Raw genomic sequence first — 23,114 nt, 5'->3', positions numbered from 1 at the left:
ATATCTTTGTGATATCATCCATCCACACCCAGGGAGAGCCACCATGAAAGAGATCAGCAAGTCGTCCCTGCCGGGCATCCCGGTCATCCTGCTCCAGCTGGCGCTCGGCGCCGCCCTGGCCTGGGGCCTCGTCCACGGCATCAACAACGGCCAGGCCGGCCTGGTGATCGGCGTGCTCGTGGTGGCCACCGCCTGGTTCGTGTCGCTGGGCGGCTACTACATGGTCGAGCCCAACCAGGCCGCCGTGCTCAGCCTGTTCGGCAAGTACGTCGGCACCGTCAAGGACCAGGGCCTGCGCTGGAACAACCCCTTCTTCGCGGCCAAGAAGGTCAGCCTGCGCGTGCGCAACTTCGAGTCGGGCAAGCTCAAGGTCAACGAGCTCGACGGCAGCCCGATCGAGATCGCCTCGGTGATCGTCTGGCAGGTGGTGGACTCGGCCGAGGCCGTCTACAACGTAGACGACTACGAAAGCTTCGTGCACATCCAGTCCGAGGCCGCGCTGCGCGCCATGGCCAGCGCCTACCCCTACGACCAGCACGACGACGGCGGCATCGCCCTGCGCAGCCACGCCGCCGAGATCTCCCGGCACCTGACCGGGGAAATCCAGGAGCGCCTGGCCCAGGCCGGCGTCAACGTGATCGAGGCGCGCATCAGCCACCTGGCCTACGCGCCGGAAATCGCCCAGGCCATGCTGCAGCGCCAGCAGGCCAGCGCGATCATCGCCGCCCGCACCCGCATCGTCGAAGGCGCGGTGAGCATGGTCGAGATGGCGCTCGAGCAGCTCTCGGCGCGCCAGGTGGTCGAGCTCGACCCCGAGCGCCGCGCCCAGATGGTCTCGAACCTGCTGGTGGTGCTGTGCGGCGAGCGCGGCACCCAGGCGGTGGTCAACGCCGGCAGCGTGTACTGAGGTGGCCGGCATGGACGAAATGGTGCTCGCCGGAATCCTCGTCATCGCCAGCGCCCTGCCGGGCCTGGCGATCGGCCTGATGCTGGCCACGGGCAAGTGGGACCCGGTCTCGGTCCGGGCCGCGAAGGATCCCGCCCGGGCGCGCGTCGCCACCGCCCGCCTGTTGCTGGCGGTGGACGCCCTGCTGGTGCTGCTGGGTATCGCCCTGATGGTGACGCCACGCGAACACGCCCTGCTGCTCACCGTGGTCGGCGTCGGCCTGATCACCCTGGTGACCACCGTGCTGGCCGCCCTGGCGGTGAAGGCCAACAAGGCCTGAGCCATGGCCGAGAAGAAGGCCTACCCGCTGCGCATCAACGCCCAGGTGCTGGACGCCGTCCAGCGCTGGGCCGATGACGAACTGCGGTCGCTCAACGCCCAGATCGAGTACGTTCTGCGCGAGGCGCTGCGCAAGGCCGGACGACTGAAGAAGCCCGACGAGGACGACAAGGGATGAGTTACCGCAATTTCGCCATCGGCTCCATCGGCAAGGCCGCCATCTGGTTCGCCGTGGGCTTCGGCACCCTGGTGCCGCTGGTGGCGGCCGGCCTGGCCGTCAACGCGGCCCGCAAGTCCGGCGGCGACCCGGTCGCGATGCTGGCGATGCAGGCCCTGGTGGCCGTGGCCATCCTGGCCCTGCTGCTGCCGATGTGGCGGCGCGAGGTCGCCTTCGACGGTAAGCACCTGCGGGTGAAGGCCACCTACTACAGCCGCCAGTCGGCGCTGTCGGAGTTCAACCTCGGCCAGGCCCGCGTGGTCGATACCCGCGAACACACCCAGTACCGGCCCGTGCTCAAGACCAATGGCATGAGCCTGCCCGGCTACTGGGCCGGGCACTTCCGCCTGCGCGACCGCAGCAAGGCCTTCTGCCTGGTCACCGATCCGTCGAAGGTGCTGGTGCTGCCGCACGCCGACGGCCGGCTCTGGCTGCTGAGCTTCGAGCACCCCCAGGCGGTGCTCGACATCCTGCGCCGCGCCGCCGGCTGAACCGCTAAGCTGGCGCGATGAAGCGCGCCCTGCTCCTGCTGCTTGCCCTCTTGCTGGCCCTGGTGGTCCGACCCGGCGATGCCTCGGTGCGCGCCGAGGCCGAACACCTTCGCACCGCCGGGGAGTTTCTCTCCCTGCTCGAGTCCGGCGACTACGAGCGTGCCCACGCCCTGCTCGACGGCCAGGCGCGCGACGACTACCCGCCCGGGGAACTGCGGCAGGCCTGGGAATCGCTGCCGCCGCGGCTGGGCCCGCTGGCGCTGCGCCGCCCGGGCCGCCCCGACCGGCTCGGTGGCCGGCCCGGCGTGCTGGTGCGCCTGGAGTTCGAAGAGCAGGCCGTCGAAGCGCGCCTGCGCTTCAACCGGCGCGGCCGCATCGACGGCCTGTGGCTGGTGCCGGCCGACCTGCGCGTGCCGCTGCCGCCGGCCGGCGTGGACGCGCCGCCGGCGGTGGCGACTCCGCTGTTCTCCGAGCGCGAGTTCCCGGTCGGCGACCTCGGCGGCACGCTGTCGCTGCCGCGCGGCCAGGGACCCTTCCCGGCCGTGGTGCTGGTACACGGCTCCGGCTCGGCCGACCGGGACGGCACGCTGGGCCCGAACAAGCCGCTGCTCGACCTCGCCTACGGCCTGGCCGAGCGCGGCGTGGTGGTATTGCGCTACGACAAGCGCACCTGGCTGCGCGCCTCCACGCTGTCGCCCGAGTCCACCGCCGAGGACGTGCAGGTGCGCGACGCGCTGCGCGCCATCCGCCTGCTGCGGGCGCTGCGCGAGGTCGACGACCGCCGGGTATTCGTGGTGGCCCACAGCCTGGGCGGCTACGTGGCGCCGCGCATCGGCGCGCGCGACCCGGACCTGGGCGGGCTGGTGCTGCTGGCCGGGCTGGCCCGGCCGATGTACGAGGCGGTGCCCGAGCAGATTCGTTACCTGGCCGGGCGCGACGGCCTTTACACCGAACTCGAGCAGGCCTCGATCCGCGAATCCGAACGCCAGCGCGACGAACTGCGCGCCCACCTCGACGGCGGCCCGGCCCCAAAGCGCACCCCGCTGGGCATCCCGATCGCCTACTGGCGCGACCACGCCGCCACCCAGCCGGTGCGCGAAGCGCTGGCGCTGGGCAAGCCGATGCTGCTGCTGCAGGGCGAGCGCGACTACCAGGTCACCGTCGACACCGACCTGCGGCTTTGGCGCGAGGGCCTGGCCGGGCATCCGGACGCCAGCTTCATCACCTACCCCACGCTCAACCACTTCTTCATGCCCGGCACCGGGACGCCCAACCCCGAGGAATACCGGCGCGAATCCCGCGTCGACCCGCAGGTGGCGGCCGACATCGCCGCCTGGATTGGGCAACGCTGAGCCCAGCGGCTAAGCTGCGCGCATGCACGCCCTGGACTGGCACCTGGTCAACAGCCCGCTGGTGGAAGCGCTGCCCGCGCGCCTGCTGCGGCCGCGGGCCCGCGCCAACGCCGACGCGCGCGCGCTGGCGCAGGCGCGCTGGTGCCTGCGGCGCAAGCGCGACGGCCGCTTCCTCGCCACCTTCGATGGCTGGCGCCTGCATGCGCTGGTCGCCGGCCTGGACCACGAACCCGGGCTGGGCGAGCTGCTGGCGGCGATGGACGCGCGCCACGAGCGCGCCGGCGTGCCGGCCCTGCTGCCGCTCGACGGCCTGCGCGAGCGCCTCGCGGCGCTGGGCCTGGACGAGGCCTACGGCGAGCGCACCGGCCTGGCGCTGGTGGCCGAACCGGCGCGGCTGGAGTTCGCGGGCTTCGACCGCTACCGCCGGCCGCTGTGGCTGCTCGAACCGGCCGCGCGCGCCTGGCGCCGCATGCAGTCCGTGGCCCGGGCCGACGGCATCGCGCTCGAGGCGATCTCCGGCTACCGCAGCCACGACTACCAGCTGGGCATCTTCGAGCGAAAGCTCGCGCGCGGGCTGGCGGTGGACGAGATCCTGGCCGTGAACGCCGCGCCCGGCTACAGCGAGCACCACGGCGGCCGCGCCATCGACATCGGCTGCCCCGGCGAGCCGCCGGCCGAGGAAAGCTTCGAATCCACGCGCGCCTTCGCCTGGCTGCAGGCCCACGCCGGCAGCTTCGGTTTCGCCATGAGCTACCCGCGCGGCAACCCGCACGGCATCACCTACGAACCCTGGCACTGGTGCTGGCATCCGGCCAGCGCCGGCGCTCAATCCTGAGAGCGTTTGACCGGCGGCTTCGCCGGCGCGGCGAAATCGGCGATGCGCCACAGGTAGAGCCCGGCGAGCGTGCGGTACGGGCCCCAGGCCTCGCCGCGTCCGGCCAGCACCCTCGGTTTCGGCATCTCGTCGAGCTTGTCGAGCAGCTGCGCGCCCTTGCGCACGCCCAGGTCGTCCACCGGCAGCACGTCGGGACGGCCGAGCTGGAACATCAGCATCATCTCCACCGTCCAGCGGCCGATGCCGCGCACGGCGGTGAGCCGCGCGACGATCTCGTCGTCGTGCAGCCGCGCCATTTCGGCGGTGGACGGGATTTCCCCGGCGGCGGCGCGCGCGGCGAGGTCGCGCAGGGCCAGGGTCTTGTTGCCGGAGACCCCGCAGGCGCGCAGGCCGGCGTCGTCGACCCGCGCCAGGGTGTCGGCGTGCAGCTTGTCGGCACCGATCGCCGCCTCGACGCGGCCGACGATCGTCGCCGCGGCCTTGCCGCTGAGCTGCTGGTAGAGGATGGCGCGGGCCAGCGCGTCGGTGGGGTCGAAGCGCCGGCGCCAGCGCTCGCCGACGTCGAGCGGGCCGATGCGGTCGATCCAGCGCGCCAGCTTGCGGTCACGCCGGCGCAGGTGGGCCGCGGCGAGATCGAGGTCGAATCCGCGGCGGTAACGGGGCATGGCGGGCCTCAGGAACGAAGGTGGTCGGCGGCGGCCAGCAGCCAGCCCAGCATCAGCAGCGAACCGCCGGCCGGCGCCAGGCGCGTGGGCCAGCCGAAGAACGCCGCGCCGGCCAGGCTGCCGGCAAACAGCAGCAGGCCCAGCGCCAGCGCCACGCAGGCCAGCAAACGCAAACGACCCGGCTCGCCGCGGGCCAGCCACTGCAGGGCCAGGCCGTGGCCGAAGGCGAACAGCGCCGCCAGGCCGGCGCGGCGCGCGGCCTCGCCGTCGAGCCCGTGGCTGGCGTAGGCGCCCAGGCCCACCGCGAGGCCGCAGGCCAGCGCGCCGCCGGCGGCGAGCAGTCGCGGCAGCCGCGGCGCGGGGGCCATCAGCGCGCCCCGAGGAAGTCGGCGCGCTCGCGCAGCAGGTTCGCGGCCTTCTGCGCCGGCAGCAGGAAGCGATGGCCCTCGAAGCGCGACTGCCAGTCGGCGACCTGCCCGCGCAGGGCCTCGAGCCGCTGCTCCGGGGAATCGGCGTTTTCGCCGGCGCGCGCGAACCAGGCCAGCGCGGCCTCTTCGTCCAGCGAAACCGACAGCCGCGCCCAGGTGCCGCCCTCGCCCTTCCAACTGGCGATCGTCAGGGCCACGCCGTCCACGCTTTCGAAAACGTGGCGGCGTTCGGCATCGGTGCCGTCGTCGGCGGCGACCCCGTCGAGCGCCAGTTGTTCGGGCACGGCGGCGGTGGCGACGGCATCCTCGGCCGAGGCCGGCGCCTGGCCATCGACCAGGAAGGCCTGGTCACGGCGCGTGAGCATGAAACGACGCCCCCTGGCCGGCTCGACGCGCACGCGTTCGATGCGGGCCAGCGGCAGGTCGATGATGCGGCGGTCGAGCCAGTCCACCGGGTTGCGCGCCGGCGACAGGTCGGCGTCGAGCAACCAGGCGCGGGCCTCGCCGGCCAGGCGCGCGTAGCTGCCGCCCAGGCCCGGGTGGTTGCGGCCGACCACCAGCCGCAGCGGCTCGCCGCCGCCGAGCAGGCGCAGCTCGGTACTCTTGGCCTGCGCATCGGCGATGTCCTCGACGCCCAGGCGGGCGTACAGCGCCGGGTCGTCGGTCTTGGGTTCGACGCGCCGGGCCTCGGCCAGCCGGAACAGGGCGCGGCTGATCTCGCGCTCGTTGCTCGGCCAGCCCGGGTGCCCTGCCTCCTCCCAGCGGCCGTCGACCTTTCGCAGCGACACCAGCAGGGTGTCGCCGGCGCCGCGCACCTCGATGCCTTCCAGCGCCTCCATCCGCGCGTCCAGGCCCGGCAGCGCCGGCCCGGCCTCAGGCGCCGACGGCGAGGCCTGCCGGCCCAGCACCCACCAGGCCACGCCGGCCAGGGCCAGCGAGACGACCGCCCAGGGCAGCAGCTGCCGCGCGCGCAAGGCTCAGGCCTCCGCCGCGCGCCGGCGCGCCCAGCGCCGCCACGAAACCAGCAGGGCCACCAGCACCACCAGGGCCGGCATGCCGAGGATGTTGAGCAGCTTGAGCCGGTCGCCCAGCGACTCGATGTCGGCATTGAGCCGGTGCTGCACGTCGCGCAGCTCCTTGCGCATGCGCAGGCGCTCTTCCTGGAAGCGCAGGATCTCGGCCTGCTGGGCCGGCGTGACCGCCTGGGCCTGGCCGTCGGCGCCGGTCTGCTGGAGCGCGCCGAGCTGCTGCTCGAGCTCGTCGATCTGCTGCTGCAGGCGCTGCTCGGTGCTGCGGTAGCGCGCTTCGGCGCCACGCCGGATGTCCTCGACGCGGGTGAACGGGCGGGCCGAGGGCTGGCGCGTGCGCACCGAGATCAGGTCGGCGTTGCCGACCAGGTTGTCGACCACGTTGAAGACGAAGTCGCCGTTGTTGGCGAAGGCGTCGTAGACCGGCTGGCCCAGGAAGGCCTGCACCTGCACCCACAGGCGGTCGGTGAGCAGGTCGGTGTCGGCCACCACCAGCAGGTTCACCGGGCCGTCGCTGGCGTCGAGGTGGCCTTCGCCGCGGCCCGGGAAGGCCGACTTCAGCTCGCCGGTGAAGCGCGCCGCCAGCACCAGCGCCTCGTTGCCGGGCCGGAAGTCCTCGCGCAGCAGCTCCGGGTCGCCCACGGCATCACGCACCGCGGCGGCGTCGGCCAGCGCGGCGCGCAGCGAGCTCTGCACCAGCGGCTCCATGCGCAGCGTCGATTCGCGCGACAGGCCGAGCGCGCCGGCGGTGGAGAAGTTGAGCACGCCCAGGCCGGCGGTCACCACGTCGTCCTGGTTGAGCGACTCGCTGCCCAGGCCGAGCACGGCCAGGTGCCGCACCGGCGGGCCGTTCGGATCGGGCTGCACCTGCAGCGCATGGCGCTCGTCGAGCACCACCCGGGCCGGGTCGAAGTGGATGCCCCAGGCCTGGAACAGCGGCCCCAGGCTCGAGGCCTGCGGCGGCGACACGGCCAGCGTGTCGAGCGGGTTGAGCGCCGACTGGTCGGCCTCGGCGTCCGGGTCCACGAACACCAGCAGGCGGCCGCCGCGCATCACGAACTGGTCGATGGCGACCAGGGTCTGCTCGGGCACGTCCTTGGGGTGGACCACCATGAGCAGGTCGACGTCGCTGGCGATCGACGCGGGCATGCCCTGGAAGCGGCGCAGCTCGAACAGGTCGCGGATCTGGCGGTCGAGCACCCAGCCCGGGTCCTGGGCGCCGCTCGGATCCATGCGCGGCCCCATCGGCAGGCCGCTGACCAGGCCGACCACGGGCCGCCCGGCGCCGCCAAGCGAGCTGATCAGCTTGGCCACGTCGTACTCGAGGAAGGCTTCCTTGTCGGGCTGGATGAAGGGCATCAGCGACTCGCCGTCGGTGCTGTTGCTGGCCACCAGCCCGAAGTAGAGCTGGTCGCCCGTGCCCGGCACGCGCAGCGAACGCAGGCCCAGGGCCGCGGCCTGGTCCTCGGCCTCGGAGAAGGGCTCGGGGTCGATGACCTGCACGCTGACCTTGCCGTCCGAGCGCGCGGCGATCTCCTCGAGCAGCTCGCGCACGCGGGTGGCGTAACCGCGGAAGGCCTGCAGGTCGCGGGTGGCGTGCTCGGAGTAGTAGAGCTTGAGCGTGACCGGATCCTCGACCTTGGCCAGGATGCCCAGCGTGCCCTCGGAAAGGGTGTACAGGCCCTGCTCGGTGAGGTCGACGCGGGCGCCGCGCAGGGCGACCGACGACAGCGAGACCAGGGCGACGAAGGCGATGGCCAGCAGGGCCAGCGCCAGCAGCGGAACGGAACGGCGGGACGTCGTCTTCATGCGTTCAGTCGGCTTTCTTCATGTCGATCACCAGCACCGTCGCCCACAGCCAGGCGCCGATGCACAGGCCGAAGAACACCAGGTCGCGCAGGTCGAGCACGCCGCGGGTGATGGCCTGGAAATGGGTGAGGAAGCTCAGGCCGGCCAGCGCATCGACCAGCGGCATCGGCGCCCAGCCGCGCACCAGGTCGAGCGCCATCGGGAAACCGGCCAGCAGCAGCAACAGGCAGACCACCACGGTGAGGATGAAGGCCACCACCTGGCTGCGGGTGGCCGCCGACAGCGCACCGCCCACGGCCAGGAAGGCGCCGGCCATCAGCCAGCTGCCGATGTAGCCCGCGGCGATGACGCCGTGGTCGGGCTTGCCGAGCCAGGCCACGGTGATCCACATCGGGAAGGTCAGGCAAAGCGCCACGCCCAGGAAGGCCCAGGCGGCGAGGAACTTGCCCAGCACCGCCTGCCAGGGCGTCAGCGGCAGCGTGAGCAGCAGCTCGAGCGTGCCCGACTTGCGCTCCTCGGCCCACAGCCGCATCGCCACCGCCGGCGCCAGCAGCAGGTAGAGCCACGGATGGAAGCTGAAGAAGGCCTGCAGGTCGGCCTGGCCGGATTCGTAGAAGTTGCCCAGGTAGAAGGTGAAGGCACCGGCCAGCACCAGGAAGATCACCAGGAACACCACCGCCAGCGGCGTGGCGAAGTAGGCGCCGAACTCGCGCCGGAACACCGACAGCACCGCGCTCATGGCTGCGCCTCCCCGGTGGTGATGCGCCGGAAGACTTCGTCCAGGCGGCCGCGCTCGGGCTGCAGCCCGCTGTACTCGACGCCGCGCTCGCGCAGTCGCGCCGACACCGCCTCGGGCGACACCGGCCGCCCCTGCGGGAACACGTACAGGCGCCCTTCCACGCCTTCCTGCTGGAAGCCGCTGACGCCGGGCATGCCGTCGAGCGCGGCGCGCGCGGCGATGCTGTCGGCGGCCAACAGCGAGACCGCGCCCTGGTAGCGCGAACGCGCCAGCAGTTCGGCCGGCGTGCTGTCGGCCAGCACCTTGCCGCGGGCGACCACCATGGCGCGGCTGCACACGGCCTCGACTTCCTCGAGGATGTGGGTCGACAGCAACACCGTGCGGTCGCGCGCCAGCTCGCGGATCAGGGTGCGCACTTCGTGCTTCTGGTTCGGGTCCAGGCCGTCGGTGGGCTCGTCGAGCACCAGTGCCGGCGGGTCGTGCAGGATGGCCGCGGCCAGGCCGACGCGGCGCTTGAAACCCTTGGACAGGGTGTCGATGGGCTGGCGCAGCACGCCCTGCAGCGAAAGCCGGCCCACCACGGCGTCGATGCGCGCGCGGCGGTGCTCGCCGGACAGGCCACGCACGTCGGCGACGAAGCGCAGGAAGGCGGAGGGGGTCATCTCGCCGTAGGCAGGCGCCCCTTCGGGCAGGTAGCCCAGGGCGCGGCGCGCGGCCATCGGCTCGGACACCACGTCGTGGCCGCAGACGCGGGCGGTGCCGGCGCTGGGCGCCAGGAACCCCGCGATCATCTTCATCGTGGTGGACTTGCCGGCCCCGTTGGGGCCCAGGAACCCGAGCACTTCGCCGGGTTCGACCTTGAAACTGATGTCATCCACGGCCAGCAGGCGGCCGTAGCGCTTGTGCAGGGCGTGTGCCTCGATCATCGGCGGGGATCTTCTCGCTGTGTCGGGGTTTTCCGGCTCCCGGAAAAAGCAGGGCGGGCACTTGGCCCGCCCTGCGCTTGCATTACTCGGCGGACCCGGCTTCCGCTTCGGCCGGGGCGGCGTCGCCCTCGGCCTCGGTTTCGGCTGCGGCCTCGGACGCGGCCTCGCCCACCTGCGGCGGAGCACCGCGCTCTTCCTCCACCGGCTCCGGCACCAGCTGCACGGCCGGGGACGGCACTTCGCCGTTCACGCGCACCGGCCAGTAGACCTGGAATTCGGCGGTCTCGGACAGCATGTCCTTGATCTCGATGCGGTAGTCCTCGTAGGGACGGTCGGCGGTTTCGGCACCGTTGACCATGGCCCAGGCACGGACCAGGTCGCGCACGCGCGCCAGGCCCGGCGACGGACCGACGTAGGTGGTGACCGCGGCGCGGTGCGCCGGCACCTGCAGGTACAGCACCGGATTCTGGGCGCCGTTGCGGCCGTCTTCGATCTTCACCTCGAGGCGCTCGGGCATCGTGGTGCTGTCGAGGGCGTCCTTCAGGCCGACGCGCGGCTGGACGATCTGGGCGTCGTATTCACCCTCGCCTTCCGCAGCCTGCTCGCCTTCGGCACCCTCTTCGGTGGCCGGGGCTTCGGCGGCCGACTCGTCGGCGGACTCGTCGGTGGACTCTTCGGCCGGGCCGGTGCCTTCCTTGCGGACCGGCAGGACCACGTCGAAGCCATAGGCGTCGGCGCCGAACTCGTTGGTGATGATGCGCAGCGGACCGGCGGCCTCGAGGTCGTTGGCCTCCATCACCGTCTCGATCCACTTGAGCTGGTTGGTCATCGCCAGGGCGATTTCGTCGTTGCTGCGCTTGGCCGTGGCGGTGGCCGACAGCACGTTGGCGGCCGGCACGTCGACGAAGGCGAACTCGGCTTCGTGCTGGCTGTAGTCGAAGCGCGGGATGGTGGCCAGCAGGTTGCTGAACTTGCCCAGGCCGAGCTTGATGTCCTCGCCGATGTTGTCGGTGACGTACATGCCGGCGTAACGGCCGATCAGGTCCCAGCCGTAGTCGATGTCGTAGGTCTGGGTGATCTTGACGTTCTGCTTGCGCTGGCCGGTGCGCTCGAACTCGAAGGTCATCTTCTTGTTCTCGCCGCGGGCGTTGTTGTCCACGGAGTAGACGATGCGCTCGCCCGGGACGAACTCGACCAGCTCCCAGCTGCCCTCGCCGACGGCCCTGTCGTTGGAGCGGAAGCCGAGCTTGGCGCCGACGCCGTTGGCCGGGCCGGTGACGTCGATCTGCATGCGCGGATCATGGTTGATCAGCGCGTTCCAGTCGGAAAAGCGGGTGAAGCCCGACAGGATGTCGTTCACGGTGGCCATCGGACGGTTGGTCTCCACCGAGTGGGACACCGAGCGCGAGGCCGGCAGGAACAGGCCGATCGCGACGAACAGCGCGACGACGATCAGCAGGGAAATAAGCCACTCAATAACTCGGGTCATTCGGGAATTCTCCAGGAACGGCCCCCGGCCGGGGGTCGTGCCCGGCCGCAGGAACGGGAGAGGATATCAGGTCAGGACGGCGCCCGGCAGGGGTCAGACGAGCTTGAGTTCGAAGGCCTTGAGCACGGCCCGCGTACGGTCGCGTACACCCAGCTTGGAGAGGATGTTGGACACGTGGTTCTTCACGGTGCCCTCGGCCACGCCCAGCGAATTGGCGATCTCCTTGTTGGAGAAGCCGCCGGCCATCAGGCGCAGGATCTCCGTCTCACGGTCGGTGAGCGGATCGGGCTGTTCGAGGCTGACGAACTCGTTCTGCAGGCCCTCCAGCCCCGACAGCAGGCGCTGGGTGACCGCCGGCTGCACCAGCGAGCCGCCGCCGGCCACGGTCTGGATGGCGCTGACCAGCTGGTCGAGCGACACGTCCTTGAGCAGGTAGCCCTTGGCGCCCGCGCGGATGCCGGCCAGCACCAGCTGGTCGTCGTCGAAGGTGGTCAGGATGATGGTGGGCGGCAGCTCGCCCTTCCCGCCGAGGGCCTGCAGGGCCTCGAGGCCCGACATCACCGGCATGCGCATGTCCATCAACACCACGTCGGGCCGGACCTGGGGGATCAGCTCGACCGCCTGGCGGCCGTCGCCCGCCTCGGCCACGACCTCGATGCCGTCGGCGAGCTCGAGCAGGGACTTCACGCCCTGGCGCACCAGGGTCTGGTCGTCGACCAGGCAGACACGGATCATGCAGGTTTCTCCAGTGGAAGTCGGATGTCGAGCGCGAAGCCCTTGCCGCGCCCGGTGATGATATCGACCCGGCCGCCACAGGACGCCAGGCGCTCGCGCATGCCCAGCAGGCCGTTGCCGGGGGCCAGGGCCTCGGCGCCGGCGCCGTCGTCGCGGGCCTGGATGCGCAGGCCGGCGCTGTCGCGGCTCAGGCTCAGCCAGAGCGTCGAGGCCCCGGCGTGGCGCACGGCATTGGTGATGATCTCCTGGGCGCAGCGCAGCATCACGTGCGCGCACTCCGGGTCCTCCACCAGCAGCGGCTCGGGCATGTCCAGGCGGATGTCCAGCGCCGGCACGCCCTCGGCCAGGGTCCGGATGGCGCCGCTGAGGTCCACGGCGCCGTCCTGGCGCATCTCGCTGACCGCCTCGCGCACGTCGGTGAGCAGCAGCTTGGCCAGGGTGTGGCTCTGGCGCACGTGCTCCTGCGCCTTGCCCGCGGTGAGGTGGCCGGCCACCTCCAGGTTCAGGCTCAGGGCGGTGAGGTGGTGGCCGAGCAGGTCGTGCAGTTCGCGCGAGATGCGCACGCGCTCGCTCATACGCGAGCTCTCGGCCAGCAGGGCGCGGGTGGCGCGCAGTTCGGCGTTCAGGCGCCGCTGCTCCTCGCGGGCCTGGGCCTGCTGCATGGCGATCAGGCCGATCACCATGGCGAAGCTCGAATAACCGACGTAGGTGAGCGCCTGCATCACCGCCAGGCCGGGCGTGTAGCCCTCCATGCGGCTGAACACCGGGATCAGCGCCGCGTGCTGCAGCATCAGCCAGACCACGCCGACCCGGATGTTCACCAGCCAGGGGATGACGCCGGCGATGATCATCATCAGCACCGCGCCCATGCCGGTGCCGGTCTCGGCGCTGACCAGGATGGCCGAGAAGGTGAGCGCGGCCAGCAGCAGCAGGTCCGCCGGGCGCTGCTGCCGGAAGCCCAGCGAGTGCGTCACCTTCCAGTAGATGAGGCCGAAGGCCAGGTAGGCCGCCACCGCCACGCCCACCCGCGGCGCCGGCCCGGCGGCCAGGTCGCCCTCGTCGGGGCCCAGGTACCAGGTGAACACGAACAGCGGGATGCCCAGCACGACCCAGGTGAACAGGCCGGCGTAGCGCAGCAGCTGGGTGTGGGTCAGTCGGTTCAGCATCCGGCCATCCTAAACCCGGGCCGGGGCCGGCGCCCGCCGCCGGAAGTCATGGCGGCCCCCCGGGGGCCGCCGCTGCCGCCGGCACGGCACCCGTGCGATAATCCCGCCCCGATCGCCCGCCCCTGGCGGCCCCAACGCCATCGGAGTTCGTAGTCCAATGCCGATCACCATCCGCGACGTGCGCGAGCACGAGCTGGATTCCGTCGTTGCCGTGAACAACGCCGCCGGCCCCTCCATCCTGCCGATGGACCTGGCCAAGGCCCGCTTCTTCTGGGAAAACGCCGAGTATTTCCGGGTCGCCGAGCAGGATGGCCACGTCACCGGCTTCCTGGTCGCCCTGAGCCAGGACGCCCCGCACGACAGTCCCAATTTCCTGTGGTTCCGGGAGCGCTACCCGGAATTCATGTACATCGACCGCATCGTCATCGCCCGGCCCCGCCGCGGCGGCGGCCGCGGCCGCGCCATGTACGCCGACGTGCAGAGCTTCGCCGAAGTGCGCAGCCCGCTGCTGGCCTGCGAGGTCTTCCTGCAGACCGGCAACGACCCGGCCCTGCTCTTCCACGGCAGCTTCGGCTTCCGCGAAGTCGGCCAGAACGTGATGCCCGGCAGCGACATCCGCGCCTCGATGCTGCTCAAGGAAATGTGCAGCTACCCCTACGTGGCCGAAACCTACGGCGGCCGCCTGCCGGACCTGCCCTGGCTGCGCGCCCGTCCCCTCCCCGGCCGCCGGCCGGCGCTGGCGACGGGAACCTGAGCATGGCGGCTAACCTCGACTACGAGCAGGCCGGCGAACTCAAGTTCGGCCAGGTCGGCATCGCCAACCTGCGCGTGCGCACCCTCGACCCGGCCCGCCTGGCCGCCGAGATGGCCGAGCGCGTGCAGCGCGCGCCCAAGCTCTTCGCCCGGGCCGCGGTGGTGGTGGATTTCGGCGGCCTGAGCCAGTGCCCCAGCGCCGACCAGACCCGGACCCTGCTCGACGCCCTGCGGGGCGCCGGCGTGCTGCCGGTGGCCCTGGCCTACGGCACCAGCGCGGTCGAGGCCCTGAGCCAGGAAGTCGGCCTGCCCCTGCTGGCCAAGTTCCGGGCCCAGTACGAGCGCGACGGCGAACTGCCGGCTGCACCGGCCCCCGCCCCCGCCGCGCGCGCGCCGGAACCGGCCCCCGCGCCGGCCGCGGCCGCCCCGGCGGCGCGCGCCGAACCCGGCCTGGTGCATCTGCACCCGGTGCGCTCGGGCCAGCAGATCTATGCCCAGGACCGCGACCTCACCCTCTGCGCCACGGTCGGCGCCGGCGCCGAGGTCATCGCCGACGGCTCGATCCACGTCTACGGCGCCCTGCGCGGCCGCGCCCTGGCCGGCGCCGCCGGCATGGCCTCGGCCCGCATCTTCTGCCGTGAATTCCATGCCGAGCTGGTCGCCGTGGCGGGCCACTACAAGGTGCTCGAGGAAATCCCGAAGGAGCTGCTCGGCAAGCCCGTGCAGATCTGGCTCGAGCATGACAAGCTTCGGATCGAACAGCTCGGCTGACCCCCACACAGACGCCCTCCAGGGCGCGACACAGAGTTACGGAGAAGAACATTGGCTGAAATCATCGTGGTGACCTCGGGCAAGGGCGGCGTCGGCAAGACCACCTCCAGCGCATCCATCGCCTGTGGCCTGGCCCGGGCCGGCAAGAAGACCGTCGTCATCGACTTCGACGTCGGCCTGCGCAACCTCGACCTGATCATGGGCTGCGAGCGCCGCGTGGTTTACGACTTCGTCAACGTGGTCAACGGCGAGGCCAACCTCAAGCAGGCCCTCATCAAGGACAAGCGCTTCGACAACCTGCACGTGCTGGCCGCGTCGCAGACCCGCGACAAGGACGCGCTGACCAAGGAAGGCGTGGAGAAGGTCCTCAAGGACCTGGCCGACGAGGGCTTCGACTACATCCTCTGCGACAGCCCGGCGGGCATCGAGAAGGGTGCGTTCCTGGCGATGTACTTCGCTGATCGCGCCGTCGTGGTGGTGAACCCGGAAGTGAGCTCGGTGCGCGACTCCGACCGCATCCTGGGCCTGCTGTCCTCGAAGACCAGGAAGGCCGAGGCCGGCGAGCGCGTGAAGGAGCACCTGCTGCTCACCCGCTACAGCCCCAAGCGCGTGGAGGCGGGCGACATGCTCTCGATCGCCGACGTGCAGGAGATCCTGGGCCTGGAAGTGGTGGGCGTCATCCCCGAGTCGCCGGAGGTGCTGCAGAGCTCCAACGCCGGCGTGCCGGTGATCCTGGACGAGGCCTCGCCGGCCGGACAGGCCTACACCGACGCCGTCGCCCGCATCCTCGGCGAAGAGCGCCCGATGCGATTCACCACGGTCGAGAAGAAGGGCTTCTTCTCCAAGATGTTCGGGGGTTGAGCCATGGGCATTTTCGATTTCCTCACCCAGCGCAGCAAGAACACCGCCTCCACCGCCAAGAACCGCCTGCAGATCCTGATCCAGCAGGAGCGCAGCCTGCGCAACGCGCCGGACTACCTGCCGGTGCTGCAGCGCGAGCTGCTTGAGGTGATCCGCAAGTACATCAACGTCGACGCGGACGCGGTGAAGGTGGACCTGCACAAGGACGGCGACAGCGAGCTGCTGGACATCTCGGTGGCCCTGCCGGAAAAGCCGGCCACCGCCGCCAACGGCTGAGCCATGGCCCCTGGCGACACCCCGGCGGCACCGGCGCAGGCCGGTGCCGTCGTCGTATCGGGCGCCGACGTGCTGCGCCTGGCCGACATCGGCTTCGAAGCACCGACGGCGCTGCTGGCCGGCTATGGCCTGGTGCTGGAAACCGTGCCCGGCGGCCAACCCATCCCCGGCAGCTACTGGGGCGAGTGCGAGGCCGGCCTAGTCGGCACCACGGTGTACGCCCGCGCCGACACCCCCGTGCACTCGCTGCTGCACGAGGCCTGCCACCTGATCGTGATGCCGCCCGAGCGGCGCGCGCTGGTGCACACCGACGCCACCGACTCGGTGGCCGAGGAAGACGCCACCTGCTGCCTGCAGATCCTGCTGGCCGACCGCCTGCCCGGCGTCGGCAGCCAGCGCCTGATGGCCGACATGGACGCCTGGGGCTACACCTTCCGCCTCGGCTCGGCCCGGGCCTGGTTCGAAAACGACGCCGAGGACGCCCGGGCTTTCCTCGCCGCCCGCGCCCTGCCCTAGGGGACGGGTGCATTTTTCGCCCCGGTTCGACGCGGCCATGCCGCGCCGAACCGGGGCGAAAAATGCACCCGTCCCCACGTGCTACGCTTTCGGGCGGTTTCCCACCCCGTTCCTGGAGCACACCCGTGAAATCCCAACGCGCCCTTCTGGCGCTCGCCATCACCGCCGGCCTCGTGGCCCTCGCCGGCTGCTCGAAGTCCACCGAAGAGGCCGTCGGCCCGGCCGCGCCGGCCAAGTCGGCCGAAGAATTCGTCGCCGAGGTCAACACGACGCTCCACGAAATGACGCCCGAGATCACCTCGGCCGCCTGGCTGGGCGCCACCTACATCAACAAGGACAGCCAGCGCGTCGAGTCGGCCGCCAACGAGCGCTGGCTGGCGAAGAACAACGAGTTCATCGCCGCCGCCAAGACCTACTCCACCGAGGGCCTGGACGCCTCGACCGCCCGCGCCATCCACCTGCTCAAGACCAGCTCGTCGATGCCCGCCCCGCGCGACCCGGCCAAGCTCAAGGAGCTGACCGAGATCGCCTCGCGCATGGGCGCCACCTACGGCGCCGGCAAGTGGTGCGTGGGCGACGACTGCAAGGACATCGGCCAGGTGAGCGAGATCCTCGCCGACACCGAGAACAGCTCCTACGACCAAATGCGCGCCGCCTGGGAAGGCTGGCACACCATCGCCCAGCCGATGCGCCAGGACTACGTGCGCTTCGTCGAGCTGACCAACGAAGGCGCCCGGGAAATGGGCTTCGCCAACACCGGTGACGTCTGGCGCGCCGGCTACGACATGCCCGCCGACGAATTCAAGGCCGAGGCCGACCGCCTCTGGGGCCAGGTGCAGCCGCTGTACGAGCAGCTGCAGTGCTACACCCGCACCAAGCTCGAGCAGAAGTACGGCGAGCAGGGCTCGATCGACGGCATGATCCCGGCCCACCTCACCGGCAACCTCTGGCAGCAGGACTGGGGCAACCTCTGGCCGCTGCTGCAGCCCTACGAGGGCGTCGGCAGCCTGGACGTGAGCGACGCGCTGAAGAAGCAGCGCGAGCAGATCCTGGCCGACCTGGTCAGCAAGGCCGGCGGCATGCGCAACCTCACCGCGGCCCAGCAGATGGAGCTCGAGCGCCAGGCCGACGTCGAGATCGCCACCCGCATGACCCGCCTGGCCGAGAGCTTCTACACGGGCCTGGGCATGCCGGCGCTGCCGGAGACCTTCTGGACCGACTCGATGCTGGTGCAGCCGCGCGACCGCGACGTGGTCTGCCACGCCAGCGCCTGGCAGATGAACACCGACGCCTCGGAAGTGCGCATGAAGATGTGCATCAAGCCGACCGAGGAAGAGCTGTTCACCATCTACCACGAGCTCGGCCACATCTATTACTACCTGGCCTACAAGGACCAGGCGCCCGTGTTCCAGACCGGCGCGCACGACGGCTTCCACGAGGCCATCGGCGACACCATCGAGCTGTCGATGACCCCGGAGTACCTGGCCTCGATCGGCCTGGTCGACAAGCCGGCGGTCAGCGAGCAGGCGGTGATCAACGGCCAGATGCGCATGGCCCTGGCCAAGGTGGCCTTCCTGCCCTTCGGCCTGATGATCGACCAGTGGCGCTGGGGCGTGTTCGACGGTTCGATCACCCCGGAAAAGTACAACCAGGCCTGGTGGGAACTGAAGGCCAAGTACCAGGGCGTGGCGCCGGCCGGCGGCGTGCGCGGCGAGGAGTTCTTCGACGCGGGCGCCAAGTACCACGTGCCGGGCAACACCCCGTACACGCGCTACTTCCTCTCGCACATCCTGCAGTTCCAGTTCTACAAAGCGCTGTGCGATGCCTCCGGCCACGAAGGCCCGCTCTACACCTGCAACTTCGCCGAGAACCCGGAAGCCGGCAAGCGCTTCTGGGCGATGATGCAGCGCGGCGCCAGCCAGCCCTGGCAGCAGACGCTCAAGGAGCTGACCGGCGGCGAGCAGATGGACGCCTCGGCGGTGCTGGAATACTTCCAGCCGCTGCAGTCGTGGCTGCAGGAGCAGAACCAGGGCCAGACCTGCGGCTGGGAAGCCGCCAAGGGCTGATCGCCCGCACCAACGCGTGAACCGGACGGCCGGCGGGGCAACCCGCCGGCCGTTTGCTTTACGCCCCCTGCAGGAGCGCCTTCAGGCGCGAATCACTTCTTTGCCGAAGGCAAAGTCAAAAACAACCGCAGGAAGATTCGCGCCTGAAGGCGCTTGTGTCTGGGTTTTGCCCTAGGGTTTGGGTTGAGAGCGGGGTGCGGGACGCCGCTGTTGCGCAGTGCTCGAAAGCACGGGTAGGAGCAAGGGCGCCCGCACCCCATCACCAGACCAAGCCCGAACAGTTGTGCGAGTTAGCCGCTCGAAACTCACAAGCGTGGGCCAGCTGGTGTGCTCTCCGGTCCAGTCTAGGGGAGAAAACCGATGTCGGCATTCGTGGGTATCGACGTGGCCAAGGCCAGCCTTGCCGTGGCCGTGGTTCCGGGCAATGTGCGGTTTGAGGTCAGCAACGACGCCAGAGGCCATGCCCAGTTGGTCCGATGGCTGGGTAAACAGCCCGTCCATCGGATCCTGCTGGAGTCGACCGGCGGCTATGAGAGCGCCGTGGTGCAGGTCCTGGCCAGCCGCTGGCCGGTGGTTCGGGTCCCTGCGCACCGCGCCCGGGCCTTCGCCACGGCGATGGGCAAGTCGGCCAAGACCGATCCGATGGATGCGTTGATGCTGGCCCGGATGGCTGCGGTGACCGAGGGGCCGACCGTGACGCCCCTGACCCCCGCCAAGGCCCGGCTCCAGGCCTTGGTTCGTCGTCGGGGCCAGGTGGTGGCCCATCGTGACGATGAACGTCGACGCCTGCACCAAGCCACCGAGTCCTTCGTCCGCCAGAGCCTGCAACGCCAGATCAAGCATCTGCAGGGAGAGATCGCGCGACTGGACCGGGAGATCGAGGCCTGTGTGCCGGACTGCGGCGATGAGCGCGCGGACCGGCTACGGGCCGTGCCCGGCATCGGGGCGGTGACCACGGCTACGCTGCTGGCCTTCCTGCCTGAACTGGGGCAGTTGGAGAATCGCCAGATCAGCGCCTTGGTCGGCCTGGCGCCGTACAACTGCGACAGTGGCAACCATCGCGGCGCCCGCCGCATCCACGGCGGGCGCGGGGCGGTACGCCGCGTCCTGTACATGGCCGCGTGGAGCGCGGTTCGCCACCAGCCCGACTTCAAGGCACGCTACGACGCCCTCAGGGCCAAGGGCAAGTGCGCCAAAGTCGCCCTGGTGGCCTGCATGCGCATCTTGGCCATCCGACTGAACGCCATGATCAGGGACCGGACCGAATGGAGGTCTTGTCCGGTCTGATCAAGACAGTTGCTCCTACAGGGGGGCGAGGCGGTTGTGGGCGACGTACCAGCGCCACAACCCGTAGGCGACGAGGGTGAAACAGGCCGAGACGACCGCCATCAGCAGCGCATCGTGGCTCACCAGCGGCGAGAGCAGGCCGGCGATGGCGGCGTTCGAGAGCAGGCCGACGAAGGCCTGCATCGACGAGGCGCCGCCGCGCTGGCGCGGGTACATGTCGAGGATGGCCAGCGTGACGATGGGGAACACCAGCGCGATGCCGAAGGCGCCCAGCGCCGTGGGCAGGATCGCCCAGGGCAGGCTGGGCGCGTCCACCAGCGCGTTGTAGCCGAGGTTGTAGACGCCGGCGACGCCGCAGCACAGGAAGCCCCACTCCACCAGCCGTTTCCCCGTGATGCGCCCGGCGGCGCGGCCGCTGGCGAAGGCGCCGAGCATCATGCCGCCGATGGTGGGCGCGAAGAACCAGACGAAGTCCTGCTCGCCCAGGCCCAGCAACCCCATCACGAAATCGGGCGCCGAGCTGATGTAGAGGAACAGCGCGCCGAAGTTCGCCGTGCCGGCCAGCGTCAGCAGCCGGAAGCGGCGGTTGGACACCATGCCCCAATAGTCGCGCAGCATCGTGCCCGCGCGCAGCGGCGTGCGCGCCCCGGGTGGGTGGCTCTCGGGCAGGCCCCAGGCGGTGAGCAGGCCGAGCAGCACGCCAAAGCCGGCCAGGAACCAGAAGATGCCGTGCCAGTCGGAGAAACCCAGGATCCAGCCGCCGATCACCGGCGCGATGGCCGGGGCGATGCCGAAGATCATCGAGATCTGGCTCATCAGCCGCTGCGCATCGTCGCCGTCGAGCGCGTCGCGCACCACGGCACGGCCCACGATCAGGCCCACGCCGGCGCTCAGGCCCTGCAGCGCGCGGTAGGCCAGCATGGTGGCCATGTCGGTGGCCAGCGCCGCGCCCACCGAAGCCAGGGTGAACACCGTGATGCCGGCCAGCAGCACTTTCTTGCGGCCGATGGCGTCGGAGATGGGGCCGTGGAACAGCGACATCGCCGCATAACCGAGCAGGTAGACGCTGATCGTCTGCTGCATGGCCACCTTGCCCACGCCCAGGTCCCGCGCCATCAGCTGGAAGGCCGGGAACACGGTGTCGATCGAAAACGGACCGAACATCGCCAGCCCGCCGAGGATGAAGGCGAGCCGGCGGCGGGAAATGGCGAGGTGGGGGATCATCGGGGCGGGCGCGCGAGGCGGCCCAGTCTACCAACCGCACCGGGGTAAGCCGCGCAGGACTGGAGCCACTTGCGCTAACGGGCTATCTTCCGGTCAATGCCCAACCGGACCGGCCCGGCCACCCCCCGCCCCTGGTTCCGCCCGCTCTCGCGGGGCGTCGGGCTGTGCCTGCTCGCGGCCCTGCCCGCCTTCGCCCAGGCGCCGCCGCAGCCCGACCCGGCGGCCACCGAGCGCTGGCTGGCCTTCCAGGCCGAGGCCGCGCCCTGGCTGGAAACCCTGGCCACCGCCGCGCGCGGCGAGCGCGGACGGGTGCGGCTGGCGATGGCCAACGCCCGCTTCGCCCGCGCCGCCCGCTCGCCCGCCGCCGACGAATGGCTGCGCCGCGCCGTCACCGTCTCGCGCCAGGCCGCCCATCACCCCGAACGGGTGGGCGCGCTGTCGGGCCTGAGCGACCTGGCCTACCGCCGCGGCGACCTCGCCGCCGTGGTCGCGCTGGAGAACGAAGCCCTGGCCGACGCCCGCCGCTACGGCGACCGCCGCGAGGTGGCCGGTTCTCTCTACGGCCTGGGCCTGGCCGACGTGGCGACCGGCGCGCTCGACGACGCCGAACGCCGCTTCGATGAGGCGATCCGCATCTGGCGCGGCACCGGCCACGAGCGCCAGGTGGCCATGGCCGAACGCGCGCTGGCGCGGGCCAAGGAAAGCCGCGGCCACTACGCCGAGGCGGTCGAACTGCAAGTGAGCGCGCTCGAAACCCTGCGGCGCGTGGGCCGCCCGATCGACCAGTCGGAGAGTTATTACTCGCTGGCCAAGCTGTTCCAGAACCTCGAGGACTACCCGGCCGCCTTGCAGGGCACCAACCAGGCCATCGCGCTGATGGGCCAAAACCCGCCCGACTTCCCGCTGGGCCTGAACCTGATGCTGCGCGCCCAGCTGCAGCTCGAGCTGGGCGACCACGCCGCCGCCCTGGCCGATGGCGAGGCCTCGATGGCGGCCTTCCGGCGCAACGGCGGCGACATGGGCACCGCGCTGGGCAGCCTGGCGCTGGGCCGCGCGCAGGTCGCCAACGACCAGCACGCGCAGGGCCTGGCCACGCTGCGCGAGGGCCGCGCCCTGGCCGCGAAGCTCGGCGAACGCCTGCTCGAATCAGACCTGGCCCTGGCCGAGGGCGAAGCGCTGGTGGCCATGGGCCGCCCGGCCGAGGCCATCGCCCCGCTGCGCCACGCCGAGGCCATCGGCGACGAGCTGGGGCTCGACCGCCTGCGCCAGGACGTCTCGCTGGAACTGGAGAAGGCCTATTCCGCACTCGGCCGCACCGCCGAGGCACTGGCCGCCAGCAAGCGTGCCTTCGAGTTCCGCAGCCGGCTTTCGCGCTTCGACCAGCTGGGCCGGCTGGCGGCCGACAACGGCAGCGCCCGCGCGCGATTCATGGCGCTCGATGCCGGCGTGGCCGATGCCCCTGCGGCGCGCCCGGTGTCCACCGCCGGCACCAACGGCCTGCCGACCTGGACCTGGGCGCTCGCCCTGCCCACCCTGCTGCTGGCCTGGGGCCTGGTGCGCGTGCTGCGCCACGCCCGCCACCTGCGCGACGAGAAGCGCCAGATCGCCGACCGCCAGCAGGCGCTGGAGAACGAACACCAGGCCCTGCGCGAACGCGTGGCACTCGACCCGCTCACCGGCGCACTGACCCGCCAGGCCTTCGCCGCCGAACTCGCCACGCTGCTGCGCCACGCCGAGAACCACGGCCGCTCTGTCGCCCTGCTGGTCTTCGACCTCGACAACTTCAAGACCATCAACGACCAGCACGGCCACCTGGCCGGCGACGAGGCCCTGCGCCTGGCCACCGGCATCGCCCGCGGCAAGCTGCGCAGCGACGACCTGCTGGGCCGCTTCGGCGGCGACGAGTTCCTGGTGGCCTGCGAAGGCCTGGACCAGCCCGCCGCCGAAGCCCTGGCCGAGCAGCTTCGTTTCGACCTGGTCTGGCGCGCCCCCGACGCCACCCCGCCCATGCCCGGCCTGAGCCTGAGCGTGGGCGTGGCCGTGGCCGACCTGGGCAAGGGTTACGACGCCGGCGACCTGTTCCACCGCGCCGACACCGCCCTGTTCCGGGCCAAGCGCGCCGGCCGCAACCGCGTGGTGGGCGACGACCCGGCCCACGCCGGCGACGCCGATTCGCGCCGGGCCCGCCAGTGGAACGACGCGCTGGCCGAACCCTAGGCCGCCGGGGCCGGTAGAATCGGGGTCTTCCTTCGATC

24 protein-coding genes are annotated in these 23,114 nt (G+C 71.2%); 14 read left to right on the top strand and 10 right to left on the bottom strand.

Translation table 11 applies throughout. The annotated features are described in order from the left end of the window. Positions 1–43 precede the first annotated feature (43 nt). The 6 genes from C6N40_RS06190 to C6N40_RS06165 are packed head-to-tail and all read left to right on the top strand — an operon-like array spanning position 44 to position 4,120. A complete protein-coding gene (locus tag C6N40_RS06190; RefSeq protein WP_106990140.1) occupies positions 44–907 on the top strand; it encodes an SPFH domain-containing protein in 864 nt (287 codons plus the stop codon). A gap of 10 nt (positions 908–917) precedes the next feature. Beyond that, positions 918–1,226 carry a hypothetical protein gene (locus C6N40_RS06185; RefSeq protein WP_162782102.1) on the top strand — a complete coding sequence of 103 codons (309 nt, stop codon included), beginning with the start codon at positions 918–920 and terminating at the stop codon, positions 1,224–1,226. A gap of 3 nt (positions 1,227–1,229) precedes the next feature. Beyond that, positions 1,230–1,403 (top strand): type II toxin-antitoxin system antitoxin, encoded by a 174-nt coding sequence (locus tag C6N40_RS06180; RefSeq protein ID WP_106990138.1) that lies wholly within the window; start codon positions 1,230–1,232, stop codon positions 1,401–1,403. After that, positions 1,400–1,933: a PH domain-containing protein gene (locus C6N40_RS06175; RefSeq protein WP_106990137.1), complete on the top strand. Its 534-nt coding sequence runs from the start codon at positions 1,400–1,402 to the stop codon at positions 1,931–1,933. Before C6N40_RS06180 ends, C6N40_RS06175 begins: the two co-directional genes overlap by 4 nt. Before the next feature lie 17 nt (positions 1,934–1,950). Then, positions 1,951–3,285 carry an alpha/beta hydrolase gene (locus tag C6N40_RS06170; RefSeq protein ID WP_106990136.1) on the top strand — a complete coding sequence of 445 codons (1,335 nt, stop codon included), beginning with the start codon at positions 1,951–1,953 and terminating at the stop codon, positions 3,283–3,285. A 22-nt stretch (positions 3,286–3,307) separates the two neighbouring features. Continuing rightward, positions 3,308–4,120, top strand: a complete 813-nt coding sequence (locus C6N40_RS06165; protein ID WP_106990135.1) for a M15 family metallopeptidase — start codon at positions 3,308–3,310, stop codon at positions 4,118–4,120. Here C6N40_RS06165 and C6N40_RS06160 read toward each other — a convergent pair. The 9 genes from C6N40_RS06160 to C6N40_RS06120 all read right to left on the bottom strand — a co-directional run bounded on the left by C6N40_RS06160 (position 4,111) and on the right by C6N40_RS06120 (position 13,105). Then, positions 4,111–4,785 (bottom strand): DNA-3-methyladenine glycosylase family protein, encoded by a 675-nt coding sequence (locus C6N40_RS06160; protein ID WP_106990134.1) that lies wholly within the window; start codon positions 4,783–4,785, stop codon positions 4,111–4,113. The two genes, C6N40_RS06165 and C6N40_RS06160, sit on opposite strands and share 10 nt — an antisense overlap. An 8-nt stretch (positions 4,786–4,793) precedes the next feature. Then, entirely contained in the window at positions 4,794–5,153 is a 360-nt protein-coding gene (locus C6N40_RS06155) for a DUF423 domain-containing protein (RefSeq protein WP_106990133.1), read from the bottom strand. Further along, the gene (locus C6N40_RS06150; RefSeq protein ID WP_106990132.1) at positions 5,153–6,187 is read right to left on the bottom strand and encodes a DUF4340 domain-containing protein; all 1,035 of its coding nucleotides are present in this window, start codon (positions 6,185–6,187) and stop codon (positions 5,153–5,155) included. The genes C6N40_RS06155 and C6N40_RS06150 overlap by 1 nt, the downstream gene beginning before the upstream one ends. A 3-nt stretch (positions 6,188–6,190) precedes the next feature. Further along, positions 6,191–8,050 (bottom strand): Gldg family protein, encoded by a 1,860-nt coding sequence (locus C6N40_RS06145; RefSeq protein WP_106990131.1) that lies wholly within the window; start codon positions 8,048–8,050, stop codon positions 6,191–6,193. A 4-nt stretch (positions 8,051–8,054) separates the two neighbouring features. Continuing rightward, positions 8,055–8,789, bottom strand: a complete 735-nt coding sequence (locus C6N40_RS06140; RefSeq protein WP_106990130.1) for an ABC transporter permease — start codon at positions 8,787–8,789, stop codon at positions 8,055–8,057. Next, positions 8,786–9,715 (bottom strand): ABC transporter ATP-binding protein, encoded by a 930-nt coding sequence (locus C6N40_RS06135; protein ID WP_106990129.1) that lies wholly within the window; start codon positions 9,713–9,715, stop codon positions 8,786–8,788. Before C6N40_RS06135 ends, C6N40_RS06140 begins: the two co-directional genes overlap by 4 nt. A gap of 82 nt (positions 9,716–9,797) precedes the next feature. Continuing rightward, a complete protein-coding gene (locus tag C6N40_RS06130) occupies positions 9,798–11,204 on the bottom strand; it encodes an SRPBCC family protein (RefSeq protein WP_106990128.1) in 1,407 nt (468 codons plus the stop codon). Positions 11,205–11,297: 93 nt separating this feature from the next. Next, positions 11,298–11,939, bottom strand: coding sequence for a response regulator (locus C6N40_RS06125; protein ID WP_106990127.1), 642 nt, complete (start codon positions 11,937–11,939; stop codon positions 11,298–11,300). Next, entirely contained in the window at positions 11,936–13,105 is a 1,170-nt protein-coding gene (locus tag C6N40_RS06120) for a sensor histidine kinase (protein ID WP_106990126.1), read from the bottom strand. Before C6N40_RS06120 ends, C6N40_RS06125 begins: the two co-directional genes overlap by 4 nt. 157 nt (positions 13,106–13,262) lie before the next feature. Here C6N40_RS06120 and C6N40_RS06115 point away from each other — a divergent pair, with 157 nt between their 5' ends. The 7 genes from C6N40_RS06115 (at position 13,263) to C6N40_RS06085 (ending at position 19,635) form a co-directional block, all read left to right on the top strand. After that, positions 13,263–13,859, top strand: a complete 597-nt coding sequence (locus C6N40_RS06115; RefSeq protein ID WP_106990125.1) for a GNAT family N-acetyltransferase — start codon at positions 13,263–13,265, stop codon at positions 13,857–13,859. A 2-nt stretch (positions 13,860–13,861) separates the two neighbouring features. Further along, positions 13,862–14,629 (top strand): septum site-determining protein MinC, encoded by a 768-nt coding sequence (minC, locus tag C6N40_RS06110; protein ID WP_106990124.1) that lies wholly within the window; start codon positions 13,862–13,864, stop codon positions 14,627–14,629. Between the two features lie 51 nt (positions 14,630–14,680). Then, entirely contained in the window at positions 14,681–15,490 is an 810-nt protein-coding gene (gene minD, locus C6N40_RS06105) for a septum site-determining protein MinD (protein WP_106990123.1), read from the top strand. Positions 15,491–15,493: 3 nt separating this feature from the next. Next, a complete protein-coding gene (minE, locus tag C6N40_RS06100; RefSeq protein ID WP_106990122.1) occupies positions 15,494–15,766 on the top strand; it encodes a cell division topological specificity factor MinE in 273 nt (90 codons plus the stop codon). A gap of 3 nt (positions 15,767–15,769) precedes the next feature. Further along, positions 15,770–16,282, top strand: a complete 513-nt coding sequence (locus C6N40_RS06095) for a hypothetical protein (protein WP_106990121.1) — start codon at positions 15,770–15,772, stop codon at positions 16,280–16,282. A 125-nt stretch (positions 16,283–16,407) separates the two neighbouring features. After that, positions 16,408–18,348 carry a M2 family metallopeptidase gene (locus C6N40_RS06090; RefSeq protein WP_240183459.1) on the top strand — a complete coding sequence of 647 codons (1,941 nt, stop codon included), beginning with the start codon at positions 16,408–16,410 and terminating at the stop codon, positions 18,346–18,348. Between the two features lie 360 nt (positions 18,349–18,708). Further along, positions 18,709–19,635 (top strand): transposase, encoded by a 927-nt coding sequence (locus C6N40_RS06085; RefSeq protein WP_106990119.1) that lies wholly within the window; start codon positions 18,709–18,711, stop codon positions 19,633–19,635. Positions 19,636–19,650: 15 nt separating this feature from the next. On the opposite strand, the gene C6N40_RS06080 is transcribed toward C6N40_RS06085, so the two are convergent. Then, on the bottom strand, positions 19,651–20,859 hold the full coding sequence (locus tag C6N40_RS06080) for a multidrug effflux MFS transporter (RefSeq protein WP_106990118.1): 1,209 nt from the start codon (positions 20,857–20,859) through the stop codon (positions 19,651–19,653). Positions 20,860–20,955: 96 nt separating this feature from the next. Here C6N40_RS06080 and C6N40_RS06075 point away from each other — a divergent pair, with 96 nt between their 5' ends. Next, complete coding sequence (locus C6N40_RS06075; RefSeq protein WP_106990117.1) at positions 20,956–23,076, top strand: diguanylate cyclase; 2,121 nt, start codon at positions 20,956–20,958, stop codon at positions 23,074–23,076. Positions 23,077–23,114: the final 38 nt, after the last annotated feature.

The sequence above is a fragment of the Arenimonas caeni genome (assembly GCF_003024235.1).
GTDB classification, from domain to species: domain Bacteria; phylum Pseudomonadota; class Gammaproteobacteria; order Xanthomonadales; family Xanthomonadaceae; genus Arenimonas; species Arenimonas caeni.
Note: the sequence above shows the minus strand (reverse complement) of the source record. Positions and strands in the feature narration are given on the sequence as shown.